Annotated in this window: 17 protein-coding genes and 1 pseudogene; 15 read left to right on the top strand and 3 right to left on the bottom strand. The window is 31.6% G+C overall.

The genetic code is table 11. The annotated features are described in order from the left end of the window. Positions 1 to 15: 15 nt before the first annotated feature. Positions 16 to 1,740 carry a transcription termination factor Rho gene (rho, locus tag F6464_RS00730; RefSeq protein WP_151105834.1) on the bottom strand — a complete coding sequence of 575 codons (1,725 nt, stop codon included), beginning with the start codon at positions 1,738 to 1,740 and terminating at the stop codon, positions 16 to 18. A 182-nt stretch (positions 1,741 to 1,922) separates the two neighbouring features. On the opposite strand from rho, the gene F6464_RS00725 reads away from it, so the two are divergent. The 3 genes from F6464_RS00725 to F6464_RS00715 all read left to right on the top strand — a co-directional run bounded on the left by F6464_RS00725 (position 1,923) and on the right by F6464_RS00715 (position 4,928). Next, positions 1,923 to 2,336, top strand: coding sequence for a DUF4293 family protein (locus F6464_RS00725; RefSeq protein ID WP_151105833.1), 414 nt, complete (start codon positions 1,923 to 1,925; stop codon positions 2,334 to 2,336). 134 nt (positions 2,337 to 2,470) lie between these two features. Further along, positions 2,471 to 3,133: a response regulator transcription factor gene (locus F6464_RS00720; RefSeq protein ID WP_151105832.1), complete on the top strand. Its 663-nt coding sequence runs from the start codon at positions 2,471 to 2,473 to the stop codon at positions 3,131 to 3,133. A 97-nt stretch (positions 3,134 to 3,230) separates the two neighbouring features. Beyond that, complete coding sequence (locus F6464_RS00715; RefSeq protein WP_151105831.1) at positions 3,231 to 4,928, top strand: ATP-binding protein; 1,698 nt, start codon at positions 3,231 to 3,233, stop codon at positions 4,926 to 4,928. Here F6464_RS00715 and F6464_RS00710 read toward each other — a convergent pair. Continuing rightward, entirely contained in the window at positions 4,925 to 5,422 is a 498-nt protein-coding gene (locus tag F6464_RS00710) for a metallophosphoesterase family protein (RefSeq protein WP_151105830.1), read from the bottom strand. The two genes, F6464_RS00715 and F6464_RS00710, sit on opposite strands and share 4 nt — an antisense overlap. Before the next feature lie 131 nt (positions 5,423 to 5,553). On the opposite strand from F6464_RS00710, the gene truA reads away from it, so the two are divergent. The 3 genes from truA to lpdA all read left to right on the top strand — a co-directional run bounded on the left by truA (position 5,554) and on the right by lpdA (position 9,825). After that, a complete protein-coding gene (gene truA, locus F6464_RS00705) occupies positions 5,554 to 6,288 on the top strand; it encodes a tRNA pseudouridine(38-40) synthase TruA (RefSeq protein ID WP_151105829.1) in 735 nt (244 codons plus the stop codon). A 148-nt stretch (positions 6,289 to 6,436) separates the two neighbouring features. After that, positions 6,437 to 8,197, top strand: coding sequence for an ABC transporter ATP-binding protein (locus tag F6464_RS00700; protein WP_151105828.1), 1,761 nt, complete (start codon positions 6,437 to 6,439; stop codon positions 8,195 to 8,197). 239 nt (positions 8,198 to 8,436) lie between these two features. Then, a complete protein-coding gene (gene lpdA, locus F6464_RS00695; RefSeq protein ID WP_151105827.1) occupies positions 8,437 to 9,825 on the top strand; it encodes a dihydrolipoyl dehydrogenase in 1,389 nt (462 codons plus the stop codon). Between the two features lie 58 nt (positions 9,826 to 9,883). Here lpdA and F6464_RS00690 read toward each other — a convergent pair whose 3' ends face one another. After that, complete coding sequence (locus F6464_RS00690) at positions 9,884 to 11,011, bottom strand: cysteine desulfurase family protein (protein ID WP_151105826.1); 1,128 nt, start codon at positions 11,009 to 11,011, stop codon at positions 9,884 to 9,886. Between the two features lie 157 nt (positions 11,012 to 11,168). Between F6464_RS00690 and F6464_RS14780 the strand changes: the two are divergent. From F6464_RS14780 to trpA, 9 genes and pseudogenes are all read left to right on the top strand, one after another. Then, positions 11,169 to 11,521: pseudogene (locus F6464_RS14780) on the top strand (IS982 family transposase); the annotation flags it as partial. A gap of 297 nt (positions 11,522 to 11,818) precedes the next feature. Then, positions 11,819 to 13,219, top strand: a complete 1,401-nt coding sequence (locus F6464_RS00685) for an anthranilate synthase component I family protein (RefSeq protein ID WP_151105825.1) — start codon at positions 11,819 to 11,821, stop codon at positions 13,217 to 13,219. Between the two features lie 53 nt (positions 13,220 to 13,272). After that, a complete protein-coding gene (locus F6464_RS00680) occupies positions 13,273 to 13,869 on the top strand; it encodes an anthranilate synthase component II (protein WP_151105824.1) in 597 nt (198 codons plus the stop codon). Between the two features lie 89 nt (positions 13,870 to 13,958). Then, a complete protein-coding gene (trpD, locus tag F6464_RS00675) occupies positions 13,959 to 14,951 on the top strand; it encodes an anthranilate phosphoribosyltransferase (RefSeq protein ID WP_151105823.1) in 993 nt (330 codons plus the stop codon). Positions 14,952 to 14,953: 2 nt separating this feature from the next. After that, entirely contained in the window at positions 14,954 to 15,733 is a 780-nt protein-coding gene (gene trpC, locus F6464_RS00670; RefSeq protein ID WP_151105822.1) for an indole-3-glycerol phosphate synthase TrpC, read from the top strand. Positions 15,734 to 15,736: 3 nt separating this feature from the next. Further along, positions 15,737 to 16,360 (top strand): phosphoribosylanthranilate isomerase, encoded by a 624-nt coding sequence (locus F6464_RS00665; protein WP_151105821.1) that lies wholly within the window; start codon positions 15,737 to 15,739, stop codon positions 16,358 to 16,360. Next, complete coding sequence (trpB, locus tag F6464_RS00660) at positions 16,344 to 17,525, top strand: tryptophan synthase subunit beta (protein WP_151105820.1); 1,182 nt, start codon at positions 16,344 to 16,346, stop codon at positions 17,523 to 17,525. The genes F6464_RS00665 and trpB overlap by 17 nt, the downstream gene beginning before the upstream one ends. Before the next feature lie 21 nt (positions 17,526 to 17,546). Next, a complete protein-coding gene (locus F6464_RS00655; RefSeq protein ID WP_151105819.1) occupies positions 17,547 to 17,867 on the top strand; it encodes a gamma-glutamylcyclotransferase family protein in 321 nt (106 codons plus the stop codon). A gap of 47 nt (positions 17,868 to 17,914) precedes the next feature. Beyond that, positions 17,915 to 18,676 (top strand): tryptophan synthase subunit alpha, encoded by a 762-nt coding sequence (gene trpA, locus F6464_RS00650; protein WP_151105818.1) that lies wholly within the window; start codon positions 17,915 to 17,917, stop codon positions 18,674 to 18,676. Positions 18,677 to 18,731 lie beyond the last annotated feature (55 nt).

Here is an 18,731-nt window from a genome sequence, read left to right as displayed (position 1 = left end):
TGAATCTATTAATGACTAATCATTCATTGATATCAAAAACTCTTCATTATTTCTGGTTTTCTTAAATCGTTCGTTGATGAAATCCATTGCTTCAACAGGATTCATATCAGACAGGTACTTTCTCATAATCCACATGCGTTGCAATGTTTTTTCATCTAAAAGTAAATCGTCTCTTCTTGTGCTTGATGAAGTTAAATCGATAGCTGGAAAAATACGTTTATTCGCAATTTTTCTATCCAATTGCAATTCCATATTTCCAGTTCCTTTAAATTCTTCAAAAATCACTTCGTCCATTTTAGACCCCGTTTCTGTAAGTGCAGTAGCAATAATACTCAATGAACCACCATTTTCTACATTTCGTGCGGCTCCAAAAAATCGTTTTGGTTTTTGTAAAGCATTAGCATCAACTCCCCCACTCAAAACCTTACCAGAAGCTGGCTGAACAGTATTATAGGCTCTTGCTAAACGGGTAATAGAGTCTAATAAAATAACAACATCATGCCCACATTCCACCAATCGTTTTGCTTTTTCTAAAACTATATTGGCAATTTTTACATGTTCTTGTGGTTCTCTATCAAAAGTGGATGCGATTACTTCACCACGAACCGAACGTTGCATATCGGTAACTTCCTCTGGACGCTCATCAATAAGTAAGACTATCAAATATACCTCAGGATGATTAGCTGCAATAGCATTTGCAATATCTTTAAGAAGCATAGTTTTACCCGTTTTAGGTTGAGCAACGATCATACCACGTTGCCCTTTCCCTATCGGCGAAAACAAATCAATAATTCGAGTTGAAATGGAGCTACCCTTTTCAGCCAATCTAAACTTTTCTGTTGGAAAAACAGGTGTTAAGTGCTCAAATGAAACTCTATCTCGAACTACTTGAGGATCGTGTCCATTTATTTTTAAAACGCGTACTAATGGAAAAAATTTCTCGCCTTCTTTTGGTGGACGCACGACTCCTTTTACAGTATCACCCGTTTTTAATCCAAATAATCTGATTTGTGAAGTGGATAAATAAATATCATCTGGCGAAGCTAAATAATTATAATCTGATGAACGCAGAAAACCATATCCATCAGGCATCATTTCAAGAACTCCTTCACTTTCTATTATTCCATCAAATTCAAAATCGGAATCTCTAAAATTATTTTTTTTATTTTTAAAATTTGGATTTACGTTATTTGAATTTTGATTACCATTTTGCTTATGCAATTGATTGGGGTTTATCTTCTTGTCAGGAAATTTCGTTTCTGTATTTTCTTCAGCAACTAATGTTTCTTTTTCTTCCTCAATATTTGCATTCTCCTCTTTAGGCAATGCTTTTTCTGCCTTTATTGCAATCTTTTTTTCGTAATCTGATTTTTTGAATTTTACAATTTTGGGAGCATTAGCTACAATTGGTGTGTCTTCTTGAGTAACTACATTTTCTTCAACTATTGGAACTATTTCTGCAATTGGATCTTCAATTTTAGAAAAAAGAGTATCTTCCTTTTTATTTTGAATAGCAGGCTTCTTTTCCAGTGCAATTCTAACTCTTTTGGGCTTATTGTCTATAGCTTCTTGAGAATCATTAACTGGAGTTTCATTAGACTGACTTGCATCTTGATGCTTCAAAATTAAATCTATTAAAGCTTCTTTTTTAGTGCCAGCGATTTTTATAGTTTTAGCTAATTTAGCTATGTCTTGAAGCTCAGCAAGCTTCATTTCTTTTAATACAGAAATATCAAACATGAATGTTATTTGAATTTAGTTGATTTGGTATACGATATAAAATGTGTGGTGTTTTTTTATTCTTGGAATTGTTCGTAAAATGAAGTACTTACGTTTTTGCTTTGCAATAATACGAATAAAATTTTATCATACAATAGTATTTATAAAAAAGAAAATATATTTTTGTACAAGAAAATTAATTTATGATTCAAAGAATACAAACTGTATATCTAATTCTTTCCTTACTAATTACAGGAGTTTTACCATTTATTTTTCCTTTATGGATTTTAAGTGATGGCAAAGAATTCTATTTTATGTTAAATCAGGGTTACGTTGCATTATTTGGTTTAAGTACCTCTTTATCATTATTAAGCATCTTATTTTATAAAAAAAGACAGCATCAATTTGTTATTGGCAGATTGAATATCATATTAAATTTAATTTTATTAGGATTATTTGTATATCGTTCGCTAAATATATCTGGAGAAGCAGTTGTTGTTTCTGAGAAAGGTATTGGGATGTTTCTACCTATTATTTCTATCGTTTTTTTAGTTTTGGCAAACAAAGCTATTAAAAAGGACGAAGATCTCGTAAAATCTGTGGATAGATTGAGATAAACCTATAAACTTAGTTTATTAGTGCGAAGAAAAACCTGAACTTAACGTTCAGGTTTTTTTTTTGAAAAATCACTAATTTTAGTGATATGATTCCTACATAATTTAAGCTAAGTTTGTTGAAATGAATTGTTACAATGACTGAAAAAATAAAAGTTTATCTCGCTGACGACCATCAAATGCTAATTGAAGGGATGAAAGCTGTAATAAAAACAAACGAAGATTTTGAAGTAGTAGGCTATTCACTAAACGGAATGCGACTAATTGAAGAAGTTGTAAAGGCTAAAGCTGACATTCTTGTAATGGATATTAACATGCCTGAGAAAGACGGAATAGAAGTTTTAAAAGAATTATCAAGTTATGAAACACCCTTTAAAGTAATTGTTCTCTCTAGTTATGACGATTTAAAATTAGTTAAGGAAGTTATAAAATTAGGAGCAAGAGGATATTTAACAAAGCAAAGTGTTGGAGATAGCATCATAGAGGCTTTAATCGAAGTCCATAATGGTGAGGAATATTTTTGCAAAATAATGCAAGAAAAAATATTAGCTTCATTTTCACACAATACCCAAAATATTAATCAAGTAAAAATAGTACCCCAAATTTATTTAACAGAACGCGAACTTGTTATTATAAAACTTATTGCTTTAGAATATAGTGGTAAGATGATAAGCGAAAAATTATTTATAAGTACGAACACTGTAGAGACGCATAGAAAAAATTTATTAAAGAAATTAAATTTAAAAAGCTCCATAGGTTTAGCAAAATATGCCATCAAAAATAATTTGATTCATTTTTAAATAGTTACCTTTACTTAAAATGTAAATATTTAGACTAAAAAACCTACAAAAAAGTCATTGTTTTTATCATATATTTATTTTATAGTCTAATAAAATTATGTTACAAAGACAAGTCTATATAATTGTTTCTATAATACTAATTCATTTTAGCAACAATGCTTTTGCAAAACAAAAAACACTTTCAAAGATAGAAATTACCTCATTAGTTAGTCAAGCTACTCACTTAATGAAAGTTGGCAAATATGATCAATCTTTAACTAAATCTAGACATGCACTTGCACAATCCAAGGCAATTAATGATTATGATTTAATTGCAACGTGTTACAATACCATTGCAGCTAATCTTGATGAATTGAATTATCCCGATAAAGCGTTATTTTATTATAATAAAAGTCTATTTTATGCTGATAAAACGAATAATGACAATCTTAAAAATAAGCTAAACAACAATTTAGGAAATATCTATTGCTTTGATAAAAAACAATTTGAAATAGGATTTAATCATTATAAAAAATCAATTGCCTTAAGTACTAAAATTAAGGATTCTTCTCAAATTTATTTTACTACTATAAACCTCATTTGGGCCTGTTTTGATAATAAATTGTACAAAAAGGGTTTGCCTTACTTAAACTTTGCAAACAAGTTTCAAAAAAAATTCGGTGACTCTTCAAATATGGTCAATTTAAATATGTTAAATGGACTTTATTCTAGCCATATCAATAAAAATAAAGAAGCCAATTCATATTTTTTAAATGCTATAAAATTAGGGCTCAAAGGTGATGACAAATCAGATTTGTCTTTTGCTTATCTAGAATATTCTAAATTTTTAGTAAAAATAGGTCATTATAAAAAAGCATATGAATATTTAGAAATATACTCCAAAATTTATGAAGAAATGTTTAATGAACAAATTTTAGCTACGGTTAATGCAGCAGGAGTCAATCTTGAATTAGATGAAAGTAAAAGAGATTTAAAAAGAGTCGAAAATGGATTTAAACAAAAACAATATTTACTTCAGGAAAAAGCTTCTAAAAAACAGAAAATATTCATAATAATTATTGGATTATGTATTTTAAGTGCAATCATGATATATTTTTTCTTTCAAAACACTAAACTAAAACAAAAAAATAAACTCAATAAATTAAGAAGTAAACTACAGCTAAAAGTTATTAATGCCACTTTTGACGGTCAGGAAATAGAGCGGAAAAAGATAGCTGCTTTTTTGCATGATAACATTAGTTCAAAATTATCTTCAGCGGGATTACAACTATCCGCTTTTTCAGCTATTAATAAAATCGATGCTGAAGAAATAAAAAAATCCAAAGAAATAATAAAAGAAATTCATGATGAAATTAGAAATTTATCTCATGAATTATTACCTACTTTGCTAGTAAAGTTTGGTTTATTTTATTCCATTCAGGATTTATGCAAAAAAAACTCTAATACTTTAATTCAATTTGAATATTCAAGTGCTATAGTTATAAATCAAAGATATCAGGAAGATTTTGAAACAAAAATATTTAATATTATTTCAGAATTATTTAATAATATCCTTAAACACAGCGAAGCTAGTAAAGTCAAAGTGGCAATAGAAGAAAATAATAATATACTAACTATTATTTTAGAAGACAACGGAAAAGGATTTAAAACTACTAAAACTATATCTAATGAAGGATTCGGATTAACCCAAATTAGAGCCAGAGTATCAAGTATGGATGGAAAATTTTCTGTAAATTCAATTGTAGATAAAGGAACACTTGTAATAATAATAGTACCTATTCAAGAAAAAAATTAATCCCTCTTTTCGATTTCTATAATCTCTAAATCGCTTATCTTTTCTCCATCAATAACAAATCGGAGCATTGTTCGCACTTGATGAAAACCACTTTTTCCTGCAGCTCCAGGATTCATGTGTAATAAGTTTAGTTTTTTATCATAAATCACTTTTAAAATGTGAGAATGTCCACAAATAAATAATTTTGGCGGATTTGTTGTTAGTTCAGTCCTAATGTTGGGATTATATTTACCAGGATAACCTCCAATGTGAGTAATCCAAACATCGACATATTCACACATAAATCTATTGTGCAACGGAAACTCTAATCGGGCTTTATCATCATCAATATTGCCATAAACGGCACGTAACCGTTTTAGTTTTTTTAAAGTATCAGTTACTACTAAATCGCCAATATCTCCTGCATGCCAAACCTCATCTGCTTGATCTACATATTTTAAAATCGTATCGTCTATATGGCTGTGTGTATCTGAAAGCAGTAGAATTTTTTTCATCGAATGAGAATTGGATTGAACTGTAAAATTAAACAATACATTTCCAAATCCAAATTAACATTATGTTGTATTTTCAAATTGAAAAAATCGTACATTAATAAGTATCTTTGCCTAATCAAAAAAGAATTTACTTGCGTTATTTCATCAAATTTTCATACAAAGGCACGAACTATCACGGTTGGCAATCGCAACCCAACGCAAGTTCTGTTCAGGAAACGCTGAATAAAGCTTTATCAGTCGTATTACATTCTGAAATTAATTTGATGGGGGCCGGACGCACTGATACTGGTGTTCACGCTAAAGAAATGTATGCACATTTTGATTTAGAAACGACAATCGATTCTTTAAAAACTATTCATAAACTCAATTCCTATCTTCCTAGCGATATTGCTATATTTGATATTATACTAGTAAAAGATGAAGCACATGCCCGTTTTGATGCCACTAAAAGAACCTACGAATATCATATTCACTCCTTTAAAAATGTTTTTCTAGAGGAACAAAGTTGGTATTATAAAAAAGAGTTAGATGTAAATTTAATGAATGAAGCCGCTATGATTTTATTGAAGCATGATGATTTTCAATGTTTTTCGAAAGTAAACACTGAGGTTAACACTTTTAATTGTAAAATTACGGAAGCCTTTTGGCAAAAAAAGAATAATCAATACGTCTTTACCATATCGGCCAACCGATTTCTTAGAAATATGGTACGAGCCATTGTAGGAACTTTGATTAAAGTAGGCTTGCATCAAATAACATTAACTGAATTTAACGCAATAATAGAAAGTAAAAGCAGAAACGAAGCTGGTTTTTCAGTTCCTGCTCACGGATTGTATTTAACAAAAATTGAATACGATTATTTGTAATAAAAAGAATATATAAAGTTGATATTGCCATTGATTTTGTCATTGGAATTTTAAAAAAATAGCACAGATTGCAGTGAAAATCCCTTTGTTTTTTCTTTAAAAACCAAAAGATTGAAACGCAAAGCTGGATTAAGCTCCTAAAAAAATAATGAAAGCAAAAGTATTCGATACTAAAATATTTAAACGAATTTTAGAATATACCAAACCCTATCAATGGCGATTTAATGGTGTAATTCTTTTTGCCGTCTCTCTTTCAGTTTTTGCAGCCTTACGCCCTTATTTGCTGAAACAAACAGTAGACGAATATATTAAAACGCATGATGCTAAAGGTTTGCTTTTTTATGTAAGCATCATGGGAATAGTTTTATTATTAGAAGTTTTTTCTCAGTTCTATTTTGTTTTTTGGGCGAACTGGCTCGGACAAGACATCGTTAAAGACATCCGAATAAAACTCTTTAAACACATGATGAGTTTTCGAATGAAATATTATGACAATGCACCAGTAGGACAACTCGTAACTAGATCAGTATCTGACATAGAAGCTATTGCAAGGATTTTTAGCCAAGGATTGTTTATGATTATTAGTGATTTAATGAAAATGCTAGTAGTACTTGTTTTTATGTTTATTATGAATTGGAAATTAACATGGATTGTTGTCGTTGCAATGCCTATTCTAGTTTTTATCACTCGGGTTTTTCAAGGAAAAATGCAAGTTGCTTTTGAAGAAGTAAGAAACCAAATTGCCAATATGAATACCTTTGTTCAAGAACGAGTTACAGGAATGAAGATTGTTCAACTTTTTAACCGTGAAGATATTGAAGCTTCAAAGTTTAGTGAAATAAATAGCAAGCACAACAAGGCTTGGATAAAAACAATTCTGTACAACTCTATTTTCTTTCCGATTGCCGATATTATTTCATCCCTAACCTTAGGATTTATAGTGCTCTATGGGGGACTAAAAATTTTGAATGGTAATAATTTTACCACTTTTGGTGATTTATTTTCCTATACCATGTTCATAGGGATGCTGTTCAATCCGTTGCGCCAGATTGCTGATAAATTCAACGAAATGCAAATGGGAATGATTGCTGCTAATCGTGTTTTTGATATTTTAGATACTAAAGATCAAATTCAAGATACAGGAACGATTGAAGCACCATTATTTAAAGGTAATATTCAGTTCAATGACGTTCATTTCAGTTACATTAAAAATGAAGAAGTTATAAAAGGAATTAATTTAGAAGTAAAAGAAGGTCAAACTATTGCCATTGTGGGATCGACAGGAGCAGGAAAATCGACAATAATTAATTTACTGAATCGTTTTTATGAAATTAGCAAAGGTGAAATATATATTGACAATCATAATATAAACGAGTATAGTTTAAGTTCAATCAGAAAACAAATAGCCGTAGTTTTGCAAGATGTTTTCTTATTTGCTGATACTATTTTGAACAACATTACTTTAAATAATCCAAAAATTTCAAGAGAGCAAGTAATTCATGCAGCTACAAAAATCGGAGTTCATGATTTTATAATGAGTCTTCCCGAAGGCTACGACTATAATGTAAAAGAACGTGGAGTAATGCTTTCATCAGGTCAACGCCAATTAATTGCTTTTTTACGAGCCTATGTAAGTAACCCTAGCATTCTTATTTTAGATGAAGCGACCTCTTCTATCGATACATATTCGGAGGAATTAATTCAAAAAGCAACCGAAAAAATCACAACAGGAAGAACCTCGATTGTTATTGCGCATCGATTAGCAACTATCGTCAATGCTGATAAAATTGTGGTTATGGATAAAGGATTAATAGTCGAACAAGGCGCGCATCACGAATTATTAAACATCGAAGGAGGTTTTTATAAGAATTTGTATAACTCACAGTTTTTAGTTGAAAACAATTCTTAATTCACAATTCACAATTACATAAATATTCCTTAATTTCGCAACTGAAAATTATTAAGAAAAAAATAGAAAAATGACATGAGCTTTTGCGACTGCATTTTTACAAAAATAAATTAAATACGAAAAAATGACAAGAGCTTTAGCGACTGCATTTCTCAATTAATAAACAAATAAAAAAAATTGAAATGACACGAGGCTTTGCCGACTGCATTTTGTACAAATAACAAATAAACAAGCACAAAATGAAATACGATATTATAGTTTTAGGAAGTGGTCCTGGCGGATATGTTACAGCAATTCGCGCCTCACAATTAGGCTTTAAAGTAGCCGTAATTGAAAAAGAAAGTTTAGGTGGCGTTTGTTTAAACTGGGGATGTATTCCGACTAAAGCCTTATTAAAATCGGCACAAGTTTTTGATTATCTAAAGCATGCTGCAGATTATGGTTTGACAGTTACTGCTTTCGATAAAGATTTTAATGCCGTTGTAAATCGTTCCAGAAATGTAGCTGGCGATATGAGCAAAGGAGTTCAGTTCCTAATGAAGAAAAATAAGATTGATGTAATCATTGGTTTTGGAAAAATAAAACCAGGCAAAAAAATAGATGTAAAAACAGCTGACGGAACTGTAACAGAATACAGTGCCGATCATATTATTATTGCTACAGGCGCACGTTCGCGTGAATTGCCAAACTTGCCACAAGATGGTGTTAAAGTAATAGGCTATCGTCAAGCTATGACTTTACCAGCCCAACCTAAATCGATGATTATTGTAGGTTCAGGAGCTATTGGAGTAGAATTTGCCCATTTTTATAACGCTATGGGAACCGATGTTACCATTGTAGAGTTCATGCCAAATGTAGTGCCAGTTGAAGATGAGGACATTTCAAAACAATTTGAAAGATCGATGAAAAAAGCGGGTGTAAAAATTATGATTTCATCGTCTGTAGAACGTATTGACACTTCCGGTTCTGGAGTAAAAGCATTTGTAAAAACAGCAAAAGGAGAAGAAGTTTTAGAAGCTGATATTTTGCTTTCAGCAGTTGGAATTAAAACTAATATTGAAAATATAGGTCTAGAAGAAGTGGGAATTGCTACTGACAAAGACAAAATTTTAGTAAATGCCTATTCACAAACCAACATTCCGGGTTATTATGCTATTGGAGATGTTACTCCTGGCCAAGCATTGGCTCACGTTGCATCAGCAGAAGGAATAAATTGTGTGGAAAAAATTGCAGGATTACACGTTGAACCAATTGATTACGGAAATGTACCTGGTTGTACCTATGCTACACCAGAAATTGCTTCTGTAGGTTTGACTGAAAAACAAGCAAAAGAAAAAGGATACGAACTTAAAATTGGTAAATTCCCTTTCTCAGCTTCAGGAAAAGCAAAAGCTTCAGGAACACCAGATGGTTTTGTAAAAGTAATTTTTGATGCAAAATACGGAGAATGGTTGGGTTGTCATATGATAGGTGCTGGAGTTACTGATATGATTGCAGAAGCAGTAGTAGCTCGTAAATTAGAAACTACCGGACATGATATATTGAAAACAATTCACCCCCACCCTACTATGAGTGAAGCTGTTATGGAAGCAGTTGCCGATGCTTACGGTGAAGTAATTCATTTGTAAGATCTCTTTATTATTATAAATTAAAAAGCCCGATTTGGAAATTTCAAATCGGGCTTTTTTATGCTAAATTTTTCAAACATTCGATTAAAATATCGATATCATCTTTAGTATTGTAATGACTAAACGAAATTCGTAAGCTGGGTTTAATTGAGTCTTCTTTAGATAAAATTTCGTCTAAAACATGTGAGGGACTTATACTTCCTGATTGGCAAGCACTTCCCCGAGAAACAGCTATCCCTTTCATATCTAAATGAAACAGTATCATAGCCGTTTTATCTTCTGAAAAAGGCAACATGACATTCAAAACCGTATAAAAACCGTCTTCATTTCCATTGATTTTATACTCGGGAAATGTTAATTCGAGTTGATTGATTAAATAGGATTTCAAGTTAGAAATATGTTTTCTATCTGATTCTAAATTAGCGTAAGAAAGTTCTAAAGCCATAGCCATTCCTGCTATTTGATGTACTCCTTCCGTTCCTGGACGTAATCCTTTTTCTTGTTCGCCACCATAAAATAAAGGCCGCAATCCTGATTTTCTCCTAACAAAAGCAAAACCAACTCCTTTAGGTCCATGAAATTTATGGGCACTTGCAACAATAAAATCTATAGGAATCTCTTGTAAATTTATCTCGGTTTTCCCCACTGATTGCACCGTATCTGAATGAAAAAGCGCATTATGTTGTTTACAAATACGTCCTACTTTATATAAATCTAAGACTGTACCAATTTCATTATTTACATGCATCAAGCTCACTAAGGTTTTAATTTCTTGCGAAAGCAATTCAACTAAATCATTAAAATCAATTTCTCCATTTGGTTTAATTGAAACATAATCAACCTGAATATTATATTCGTTTTGCAAAGCTTGAACAACGTGCAAAACAGCATGATGCTCAATTTTACTGGTTATGATTCGTCTTACTTTCAAATCCTTAACAGCAGAATGAAGAATCCAATTATTAGATTCTGTTCCGCACGAAGTAAATATAATTTCTTGTGAAGTACATTTAAGCTGTTTGGCAATAGATTTTCTGGAAAGCTCTAAAATACTTTTTGCATTTCTACCTAAACTATGTGTTGAAGAGGGGTTTCCATAATCATCTGCTAAAATTGTAGTCATTTCTTGAATGACTTCCTTACGGATTTTAGTAGTTGAAGCGTTGTCTAAATATACATTTTTCATTGCAACAAAGTTATGAATTTTTAGGTTAATTAATTCAAGTTACTAATTGTACTACCATATATTGACAAAGCAAAGGTTATGTAAATTTGTTTTGCAAACCATTAAACAGAAACAATGCTTAGAAAAAACAAAATTATATCAATTTTATTTTAGATAATATTTTACACCAGAAAAAACGAGTGATGTAAAATCATTAGGAAAAATGATTAACAAGTTACCTGAGGAAGCCCATTATATGCTGATAGTGCCTATTCAGATTATGGATTAGAATATATTTCTTTAGAGAGATAATAAATCTTATTAAAGATGCAACGCAAGTAAAAAACTAAGAGAATAAATAAATTGCAACAAAAACATGAAAAGCTAAAAATGAGAAAAAGAGAAGAAACAGCAATAAGTGACACCAAAAAAATGTTCCCAATCACAACACATGCACTAACCTTAGAAGGCTCTCTGATAAAACTAACTTTATTTGTATTTGGACTCCAATTAAACAAAACGACTAATTAGCAACTTGAATTAATTAGTATTTTCTTGTGATGAAATATAACTATTTTTTTATTATTTGTTTAAATTCAGAAAAAAAGCAAAATAATATTTGATAAGTTAAAAATCATTTTTACATTTGTAATTCAATATTATATCATGAGTACAATATTAAATAAATCTTGGTGGTGGAGTAGTTTACGTCAAACGTCGTGAAATAGTCTGCTTATAAGTATATTTAATCAAATATAAAAAAAGGCTTGTCATTCACGACAGGCTTTTTTTATGTTCAGCATTCATTCAATGAGTAAAACAAACCAAATGAAATCATTCAAATTAAAAACAATATACAAGCAAATCTTAGCTGATACTATAACACCCGTAAGTGTCTATCTTAAAATTAGAGATAAATTTCCAAATAGCTTATTATTAGAAAGTAGTGATTATCATGGCAATGACAATAGTTTCTCTTATATTTGTTGTAATCCAATAGCTTCTATTAAAATTGAAAATGAAACTATTTTTAAAACCTATCCAGATGGAAGTTTAGAGAAAATAGCAATTGACAACAAAACTAATATCCCAGAAATTATTCAGGAATTTTCTAGCGAATTCCAATCAGATAAAAATAATTTCAAATTCATCAATAATGGTTTGTTTGGTTATATTTCTTACGATGCTGTTCGTTATTTTGAAAAAATAACCATTGCCAAAAAAGAAAATAGTAATACCATTCCAGACGTTTACTATGCAGTTTATCAAAATATTATTGCCATTAACCATTTTAAAAATGAAGCTTATATCTTTTCACACCGTTTAGACGAAACCAATAATATTTCAGAAATTGAACAATTATTACAATCCCGAAATATGGCCTCCTACAAATTCTCTAAAGAAGGTGAAGGCTTTTCAAACCTAACTGACGATGAGTTTAGACAAAATGTAGCTTTAGCAAAAAAACACTGCTTTAGAGGCGATGTTTTTCAACTTGTATTATCGAGACGATTTACCCAAGGTTTTAAAGGGGATGAATTTAATGTTTATAGAGCTTTACGTAGTATCAACCCTTCGCCTTATTTATTCTTTTTTGATTATGGTGATTTTAAAATTTTTGGTTCTTCACCAGAAGCTCAAATTATTGTGAAAAACAGAAAAGCTGAAATACATCCTATTGCCGGAACTTTCAAAAGAACAGGTGATGATGAAAAAGATGCTGTAATTGCCAAACAACTCTCAGAAGACAAAAAAGAAAATAGCGAACATGTAATGCTTGTCGATTTGGCCAGAAATGATTTGAGTAGAAATGGACACGATGTACAAGTAGAAAAATACAGAGAAGTACAATTTTTCTCCCATGTCATTCATTTGGTTTCAAAAGTAACGGGGCATTTACATGATAAAGCTACAACTATGCAAGTTGTTGCAGATACCTTTCCCGCTGGGACTTTAAGTGGTGCACCTAAACACAGAGCCATGCAACTGATTGAAGAATATGAAAAAACCAATCGTAATTTTTACGGTGGTGCTATCGGATTTATGGATTTTAGCGGCAACTTTAATCATGCTATTATGATTCGAACGTTTTTAAGTAAAAATCATCAATTGCATTACCAAGCTGGAGCTGGAATTGTTGCCAGTTCTGATGAAGAAAGTGAAATGCAAGAAGTGTATAATAAATTAAGAGCCTTGAATACCGCTTTAGATTTAGCGGAAACAATTTAAAAATTAATTAACTAATGTGAGATTGCTTCTTATCTCGCAATGACATTATAAAAATGAAAATACTAGTTATAGACAATTACGATAGTTTTACATACAATTTAGTTCATTATTTAGAGGACTTAAATTGTGAAGTAACGGTTTACCGAAACGATGAGTTTGATATTGATGAAGTCAAAAAATTTGATAAGATCTTGCTTTCACCAGGCCCAGGTATTCCTGACGAAGCGGGCTTATTAAAAGAAGTAATTAAAATTTATTCTCCATCAAAAAGTATTCTAGGCGTTTGTTTAGGGCAACAAGCTATTGGAGAAGTTTTTGGCGGAAACTTAATTAATTTGGATAAAGTCTATCATGGCGTAGCAACCAATGTAACAACTCTTGTAGATGACGAAAGCCTTTTTAACGGTTTGGAGAAGCAAATTGAGGTAGGCCGTTACCATTCTTGGGTTATTAATCCTATTGAATTTCCTGACACCTTAGAAATAACTTCAGTTGATGAAAACGGTCAAATCATGTCTATTCGTCATAGAACATTAGATGTAAAAGGAGTGCAATTTCATCCCGAAAGTGTTTTGACTCCTCATGGAAAAAAGATATTAGAAAACTGGGTTAATTCCTCACCAATCCCTCCAAAGGAGGGGCTAGAATAAGGAGGTTGAAATACATTAATTTAAAAATAATTTAAAACCTATTTACCCCAATAGGTTCTCCCCTCCTTTGGAGGGGCTGGGGGAGGAAAATGAAAACCATACTCAACAGACTAATCAATCACGAAATTCTCAGCAAAGAAGAAGCCAAAAACATCTTGGTTAACATTTCTTGTGGTAGTTACAACCCAAGTCAAATTGCTAGTTTTCTAACAGTTTATATGATGCGAAACATCTCCATAGACGAGCTGGCCGGTTTCCGAGAAGCACTATTGGAATTATGCATTCCTGTGGATTTGTCTGCCTATAACACTATTGATTTATGTGGAACGGGTGGAGACGGAAAAGACACTTTCAATATATCAACATTAGCTTCGTTTGTAACTGCTGGAGCAGGTGTTAAAGTTGCTAAGCATGGTAATTATGGCGTTTCATCTATTTCGGGTTCCAGTAATGTGATGGAAAATTTGGGAGTAAAATTCAGTAATGATAAAAATTATCTTGAAAAGTGTATCGACCAAGCTGGAATCTGTATTTTACATGCGCCATTATTTCATCCCGCAATGAAAAATGTAGCACCAATTAGAAAAGAGTTAGGCGTAAAAACTTTTTTTAATATGTTAGGCCCTATGGTTAATCCGTCCTTCCCAAAAAATCAATTGGTAGGCGTTTTTAATTTAGAATTGGCTAGAATGTATAGTTATCTGTACCAAAAAACAGATATTAATTATACGATTTTACACAGTTTAGATGGTTATGATGAAATTTCTTTAACTGGAAATACTAAAACCATTACCAATTCTATTGAAGCAATGTTGAAACCCGAAGATTTTGGAGTTAATCAATTGACGCAAGAATCCATACAAGGAGGAACAACTATAGAACAATCGGCACAAATGTTTCTCGATATCATTTCAGGAAAGGGAACCGAAGCTCAAAATAATGTAGTTTGTGCCAATGCAGGAATGGCTATTGCAACCGTAAAAAAACTCACTCAAATTCAAGGTTTTGAACTAGCAAAAGAAAGTTTATTTTCGGGAAAAGCATCAAATACCCTGAAAAAACTACAACAATTAAGCAATTAATAATGAATATATTAGATAAAATAATTTTTGATAAAAAACGGGAAGTTGAACTTAAAAAATCGATAATTCCAGTTTCTCAATTAGAAAGTTCAGTACTTTTTGATAGCAGAACCATTTCATTAAGCAAAATACTAAGGAATAGCCATACTGGAATTATTGCTGAACACAAACGTCGTTCGCCATCGAAAGCCGAAATAAATTATAATTTTACTGTTGAAGAAGTGGTAAAAGGATATGAAAGCGCTGGAGTATGTGGGATATCAGTTTTGACTGACGGAAAATATTTTGGTGGTTCGTTAGACGATTTGCTTTTAGCAAGAGCCTCTGTAAATTTACCTCTTTTACGAAAAGAGTTTGTAATTGACGAATATCAAATATTAGAAGCAAAAGCTCATGGAGCCGATTTAATCCTCCTTATCGCAGCCATTTTAACACGTGAAGAAATAAAAAAATTGTCAGAATTTGCAGAATCTTTGGGTTTGGAAGTCTTGCTTGAAGTGCATAATTTAGAAGAATTACGAAAATCAATTATGCCGAGTTTGAATATGATTGGTGTAAACAATCGCAATCTAAAGACCTTTGAAGTGAGCTTAGATTTCAGCAAAGTATTGGCTAACGAAATTCCAAATGAGTTTGTAAAAGTTTCTGAAAGTGGCATAAGTTCTATTGAAGCTATCAACGAATTAAAACCTTATGGTTACAAGGGATTCTTAATTGGCGAAAATTTTATGAAAACCGATAATGCTGGAGCAAGTGCTAAGGAATTTATTTCAAAATTATAAGTAATGAAACTGAAAATCTGCGGTATGAAGTATCCCAAAAATATTCTCGAAGTAAGCGAATTACTTCCGGACTATATGGGATTTATTTTTTGGGATAAATCGAGCCGTTTTTTTGACGGTGTTATGCCGGATTTACCAAAATCAATTCAAAAAGTGGGAGTTTTTGTTGATGCTACTTTAAATGAAATTGTTTCAAAAATTAAAAAATACAATTTAAATCTGATTCAATTACACGGAAACGAATCGGTTGAATTTTGCGAGAATTTAAAAAAAGAAAGTATTCCTATCATTAAAGTGTTCTCCCTAAATGACGATTTCAATTTTAAAGTTTTAAAACCATACGAAGGAGTTTGTGATTATTTTTTATTTGATACTAAAGGGAAATTACCTGGTGGAAACGGAATTGCTTTCAACTGGGAAGTACTAAAAAAATACCCTTCAACGAAACCCTTTTTCCTGAGTGGTGGAATTGGAATAGAAGAAATAGCATCTGTAAAACAATTGTTAAAAACCAATTTACCTATTCACACCATAGATATTAATAGTAAATTTGAAATCGAACCCGGTTTAAAAAATATACAATTATTAAAAGACTTTAAAATAAATAAAAATGAGCTATCACGTTAATGAAAAAGGATTTTATGGCAACTTTGGTGGAGCCTTCATTCCTGAAATGCTGTATCCAAATGTAGAAGAATTACGTCAAAATTATTTAAAAATAACTGCAGAACATAGTTTTCAAGAGGAATTTAGGGACTTGTTAAAAGATTATGTTGGTCGCCCTACTCCACTTTATTTTGCAGAACGCTTGTCAAAAGAATACAATACAAAAGTATATCTAAAACGAGAAGATTTATGTCATACTGGTGCCCATAAAGTGAACAACACCATTGGTCAAATTCTAGTTGCAAAAAAATTAGGTAAAACTAGAATTATTGCAGAAACTGGAGCGGGACAGCATGGAGTAGCAACAGCCACTGTGTGTGCTTTGATGGGATTAGAATGTATTGTTTACATGGGCGAAGTCGATATTAAGCGTCAAGCTCCTAATGTAGCGAGAATGAAAATGTTAGGTGCTGAAGTTCGTCCAGCTACTTCAGGTTCTAAAACTTTAAAAGATGCTACGAATGAAGCTATCCGAGATTGGATTAACAACCCTGAAAACACCTATTATATCATTGGCTCTGTTGTGGGTCCGCATCCGTATCCCGATATGGTAGCGCGTTTTCAGGCAGTAATTTCAGAAGAAATTAAACAACAATTACTAGAAAAAGAAGGTCGTGAAAATCCCGATTATGTTGTGGCTTGTGTTGGTGGTGGTAGTAATGCTGCCGGAGCTTTCTATCATTTTTTAGATGATGAAGAAGTCAAAATTATTGCTGTTGAAGCCGCAGGTTTAGGTGTAAATTCAGGAGAAAGTGCTGCAACATCGGCTTTGGGAAAAATTGGTGTTATTCACGGTAGTAAAACCCTTTTGATGCAAAGTACTGATGGACAAATCACAGAACCCTATTCGATTTCTGCTGGGTTAGATTATCCGGGAGTTGGTCCAATGCATGCTCATTTATTTGAGAGTAAACGTGCTGAATTTATTGCAATAACTGATGAAGATGCTATGAATTGGGGAATCAAACTATCAAAAACCGAAGGTATCATACCAGCTATTGAAACAGCTCATGCCTTTGCTGTTCTTGATACAAAAAAATTTAAACCTACTGATATTGTTGTAATCAATTTATCCGGTAGAGGCGACAAAGATTTGAATACATATATTGATTATTTTAAATTGTAAATCCTTAAATACTATAAGTTTATGGAAAAATTATTCACCTACGGTTCCTTACAAGATAAAGACATTCAAGAAAATATATTTGGAAGAATATTAAGAGGTACAAGCGAAACATTAGTTGGGTATGAGTTAAAAAAAATTCAAATTGAAGAAGAATTTGGAATAGTTGAATATCCCATTATCATTGAAACTAAAAATTCTGATGATACCATTTCAGGAATTGTTTATGAAATCTCAGCAAATGATTTGCGTCAAGCAGATTTATATGAAGGAATGCATTACAAACGTGTAGAAGTATATTTACAATCAAACGAAAAAGCTTGGGTGTATAGTGTAGCTAACTAACTCCTTTTAAACTAAAAACAGATTTTATATCTGAAAAAACATGTATAATGAATCGAATAAATAAAAAATTACAAGAAGACAAAAAATTACTATCTATTTATTTTTCAGCTGGATACCCTAATATAAATGATACTGTACAAATCATTCAGGATTTAGAAAAAAACGGTGTAGATATGATTGAAATTGGCTTGCCTTTTAGTGATCCTTTGGCCGATGGGCCTACTATTCAAGAAAGCTCTACTCAAGCTTTATATAACGGAATGACTACAAAATTGCTTTTTGAACAATTGGCAACCATTCGTGAAACGGTAAAAATTCCATTAATTATTATGGGCTATTTTAATCCTATGTTGCAATATGGAATAGAAGCGTTTTGTAAAAAATGTGCTGAAATAGGTATTGACGGTCTTATTATTCCTGATTTACCAGTCGGGATTTATGCTGAAGATTATAAAGCCATTTTTGAAAAATATGGCTTAATTAACGTGTTTTTAATAACTCCTCAAACTTCGGCTGAGAGAATACAATTTATAGATAGCGTATCAAACGGATTTATTTATATGGTTTCTTCGGCGAGTGTTACTGGTTCGCAATCTGGTTTTGGAATTTCGCAAGAAGCCTATTTTAAGCGAATTGCTGATATGAATTTAAAAAATCCTCAAATCATAGGTTTTGGAATTAGCGATAAAACTTCGTTTAATCAAGCGACTCAATACGCTAAAGGAGCTATTATTGGTAGTGCTTTTATTAAAAATTTGACTGAAAACGGAGTAGGTAGTATTGAGAGATTTGTTGGGGATATTATTTAGAACTCAAATAATAATATTTTACAAAAGCCTTTCTAAGTCTTTTGTAGTTTAATTT

Origin of the sequence: Flavobacterium luteum, assembly GCF_008806775.1 — a bacterium.
Lineage (GTDB): Bacteria > Bacteroidota > Bacteroidia > Flavobacteriales > Flavobacteriaceae > Flavobacterium > Flavobacterium luteum.
Note: the sequence above shows the minus strand (reverse complement) of the source record. Positions and strands in the feature narration are given on the sequence as shown.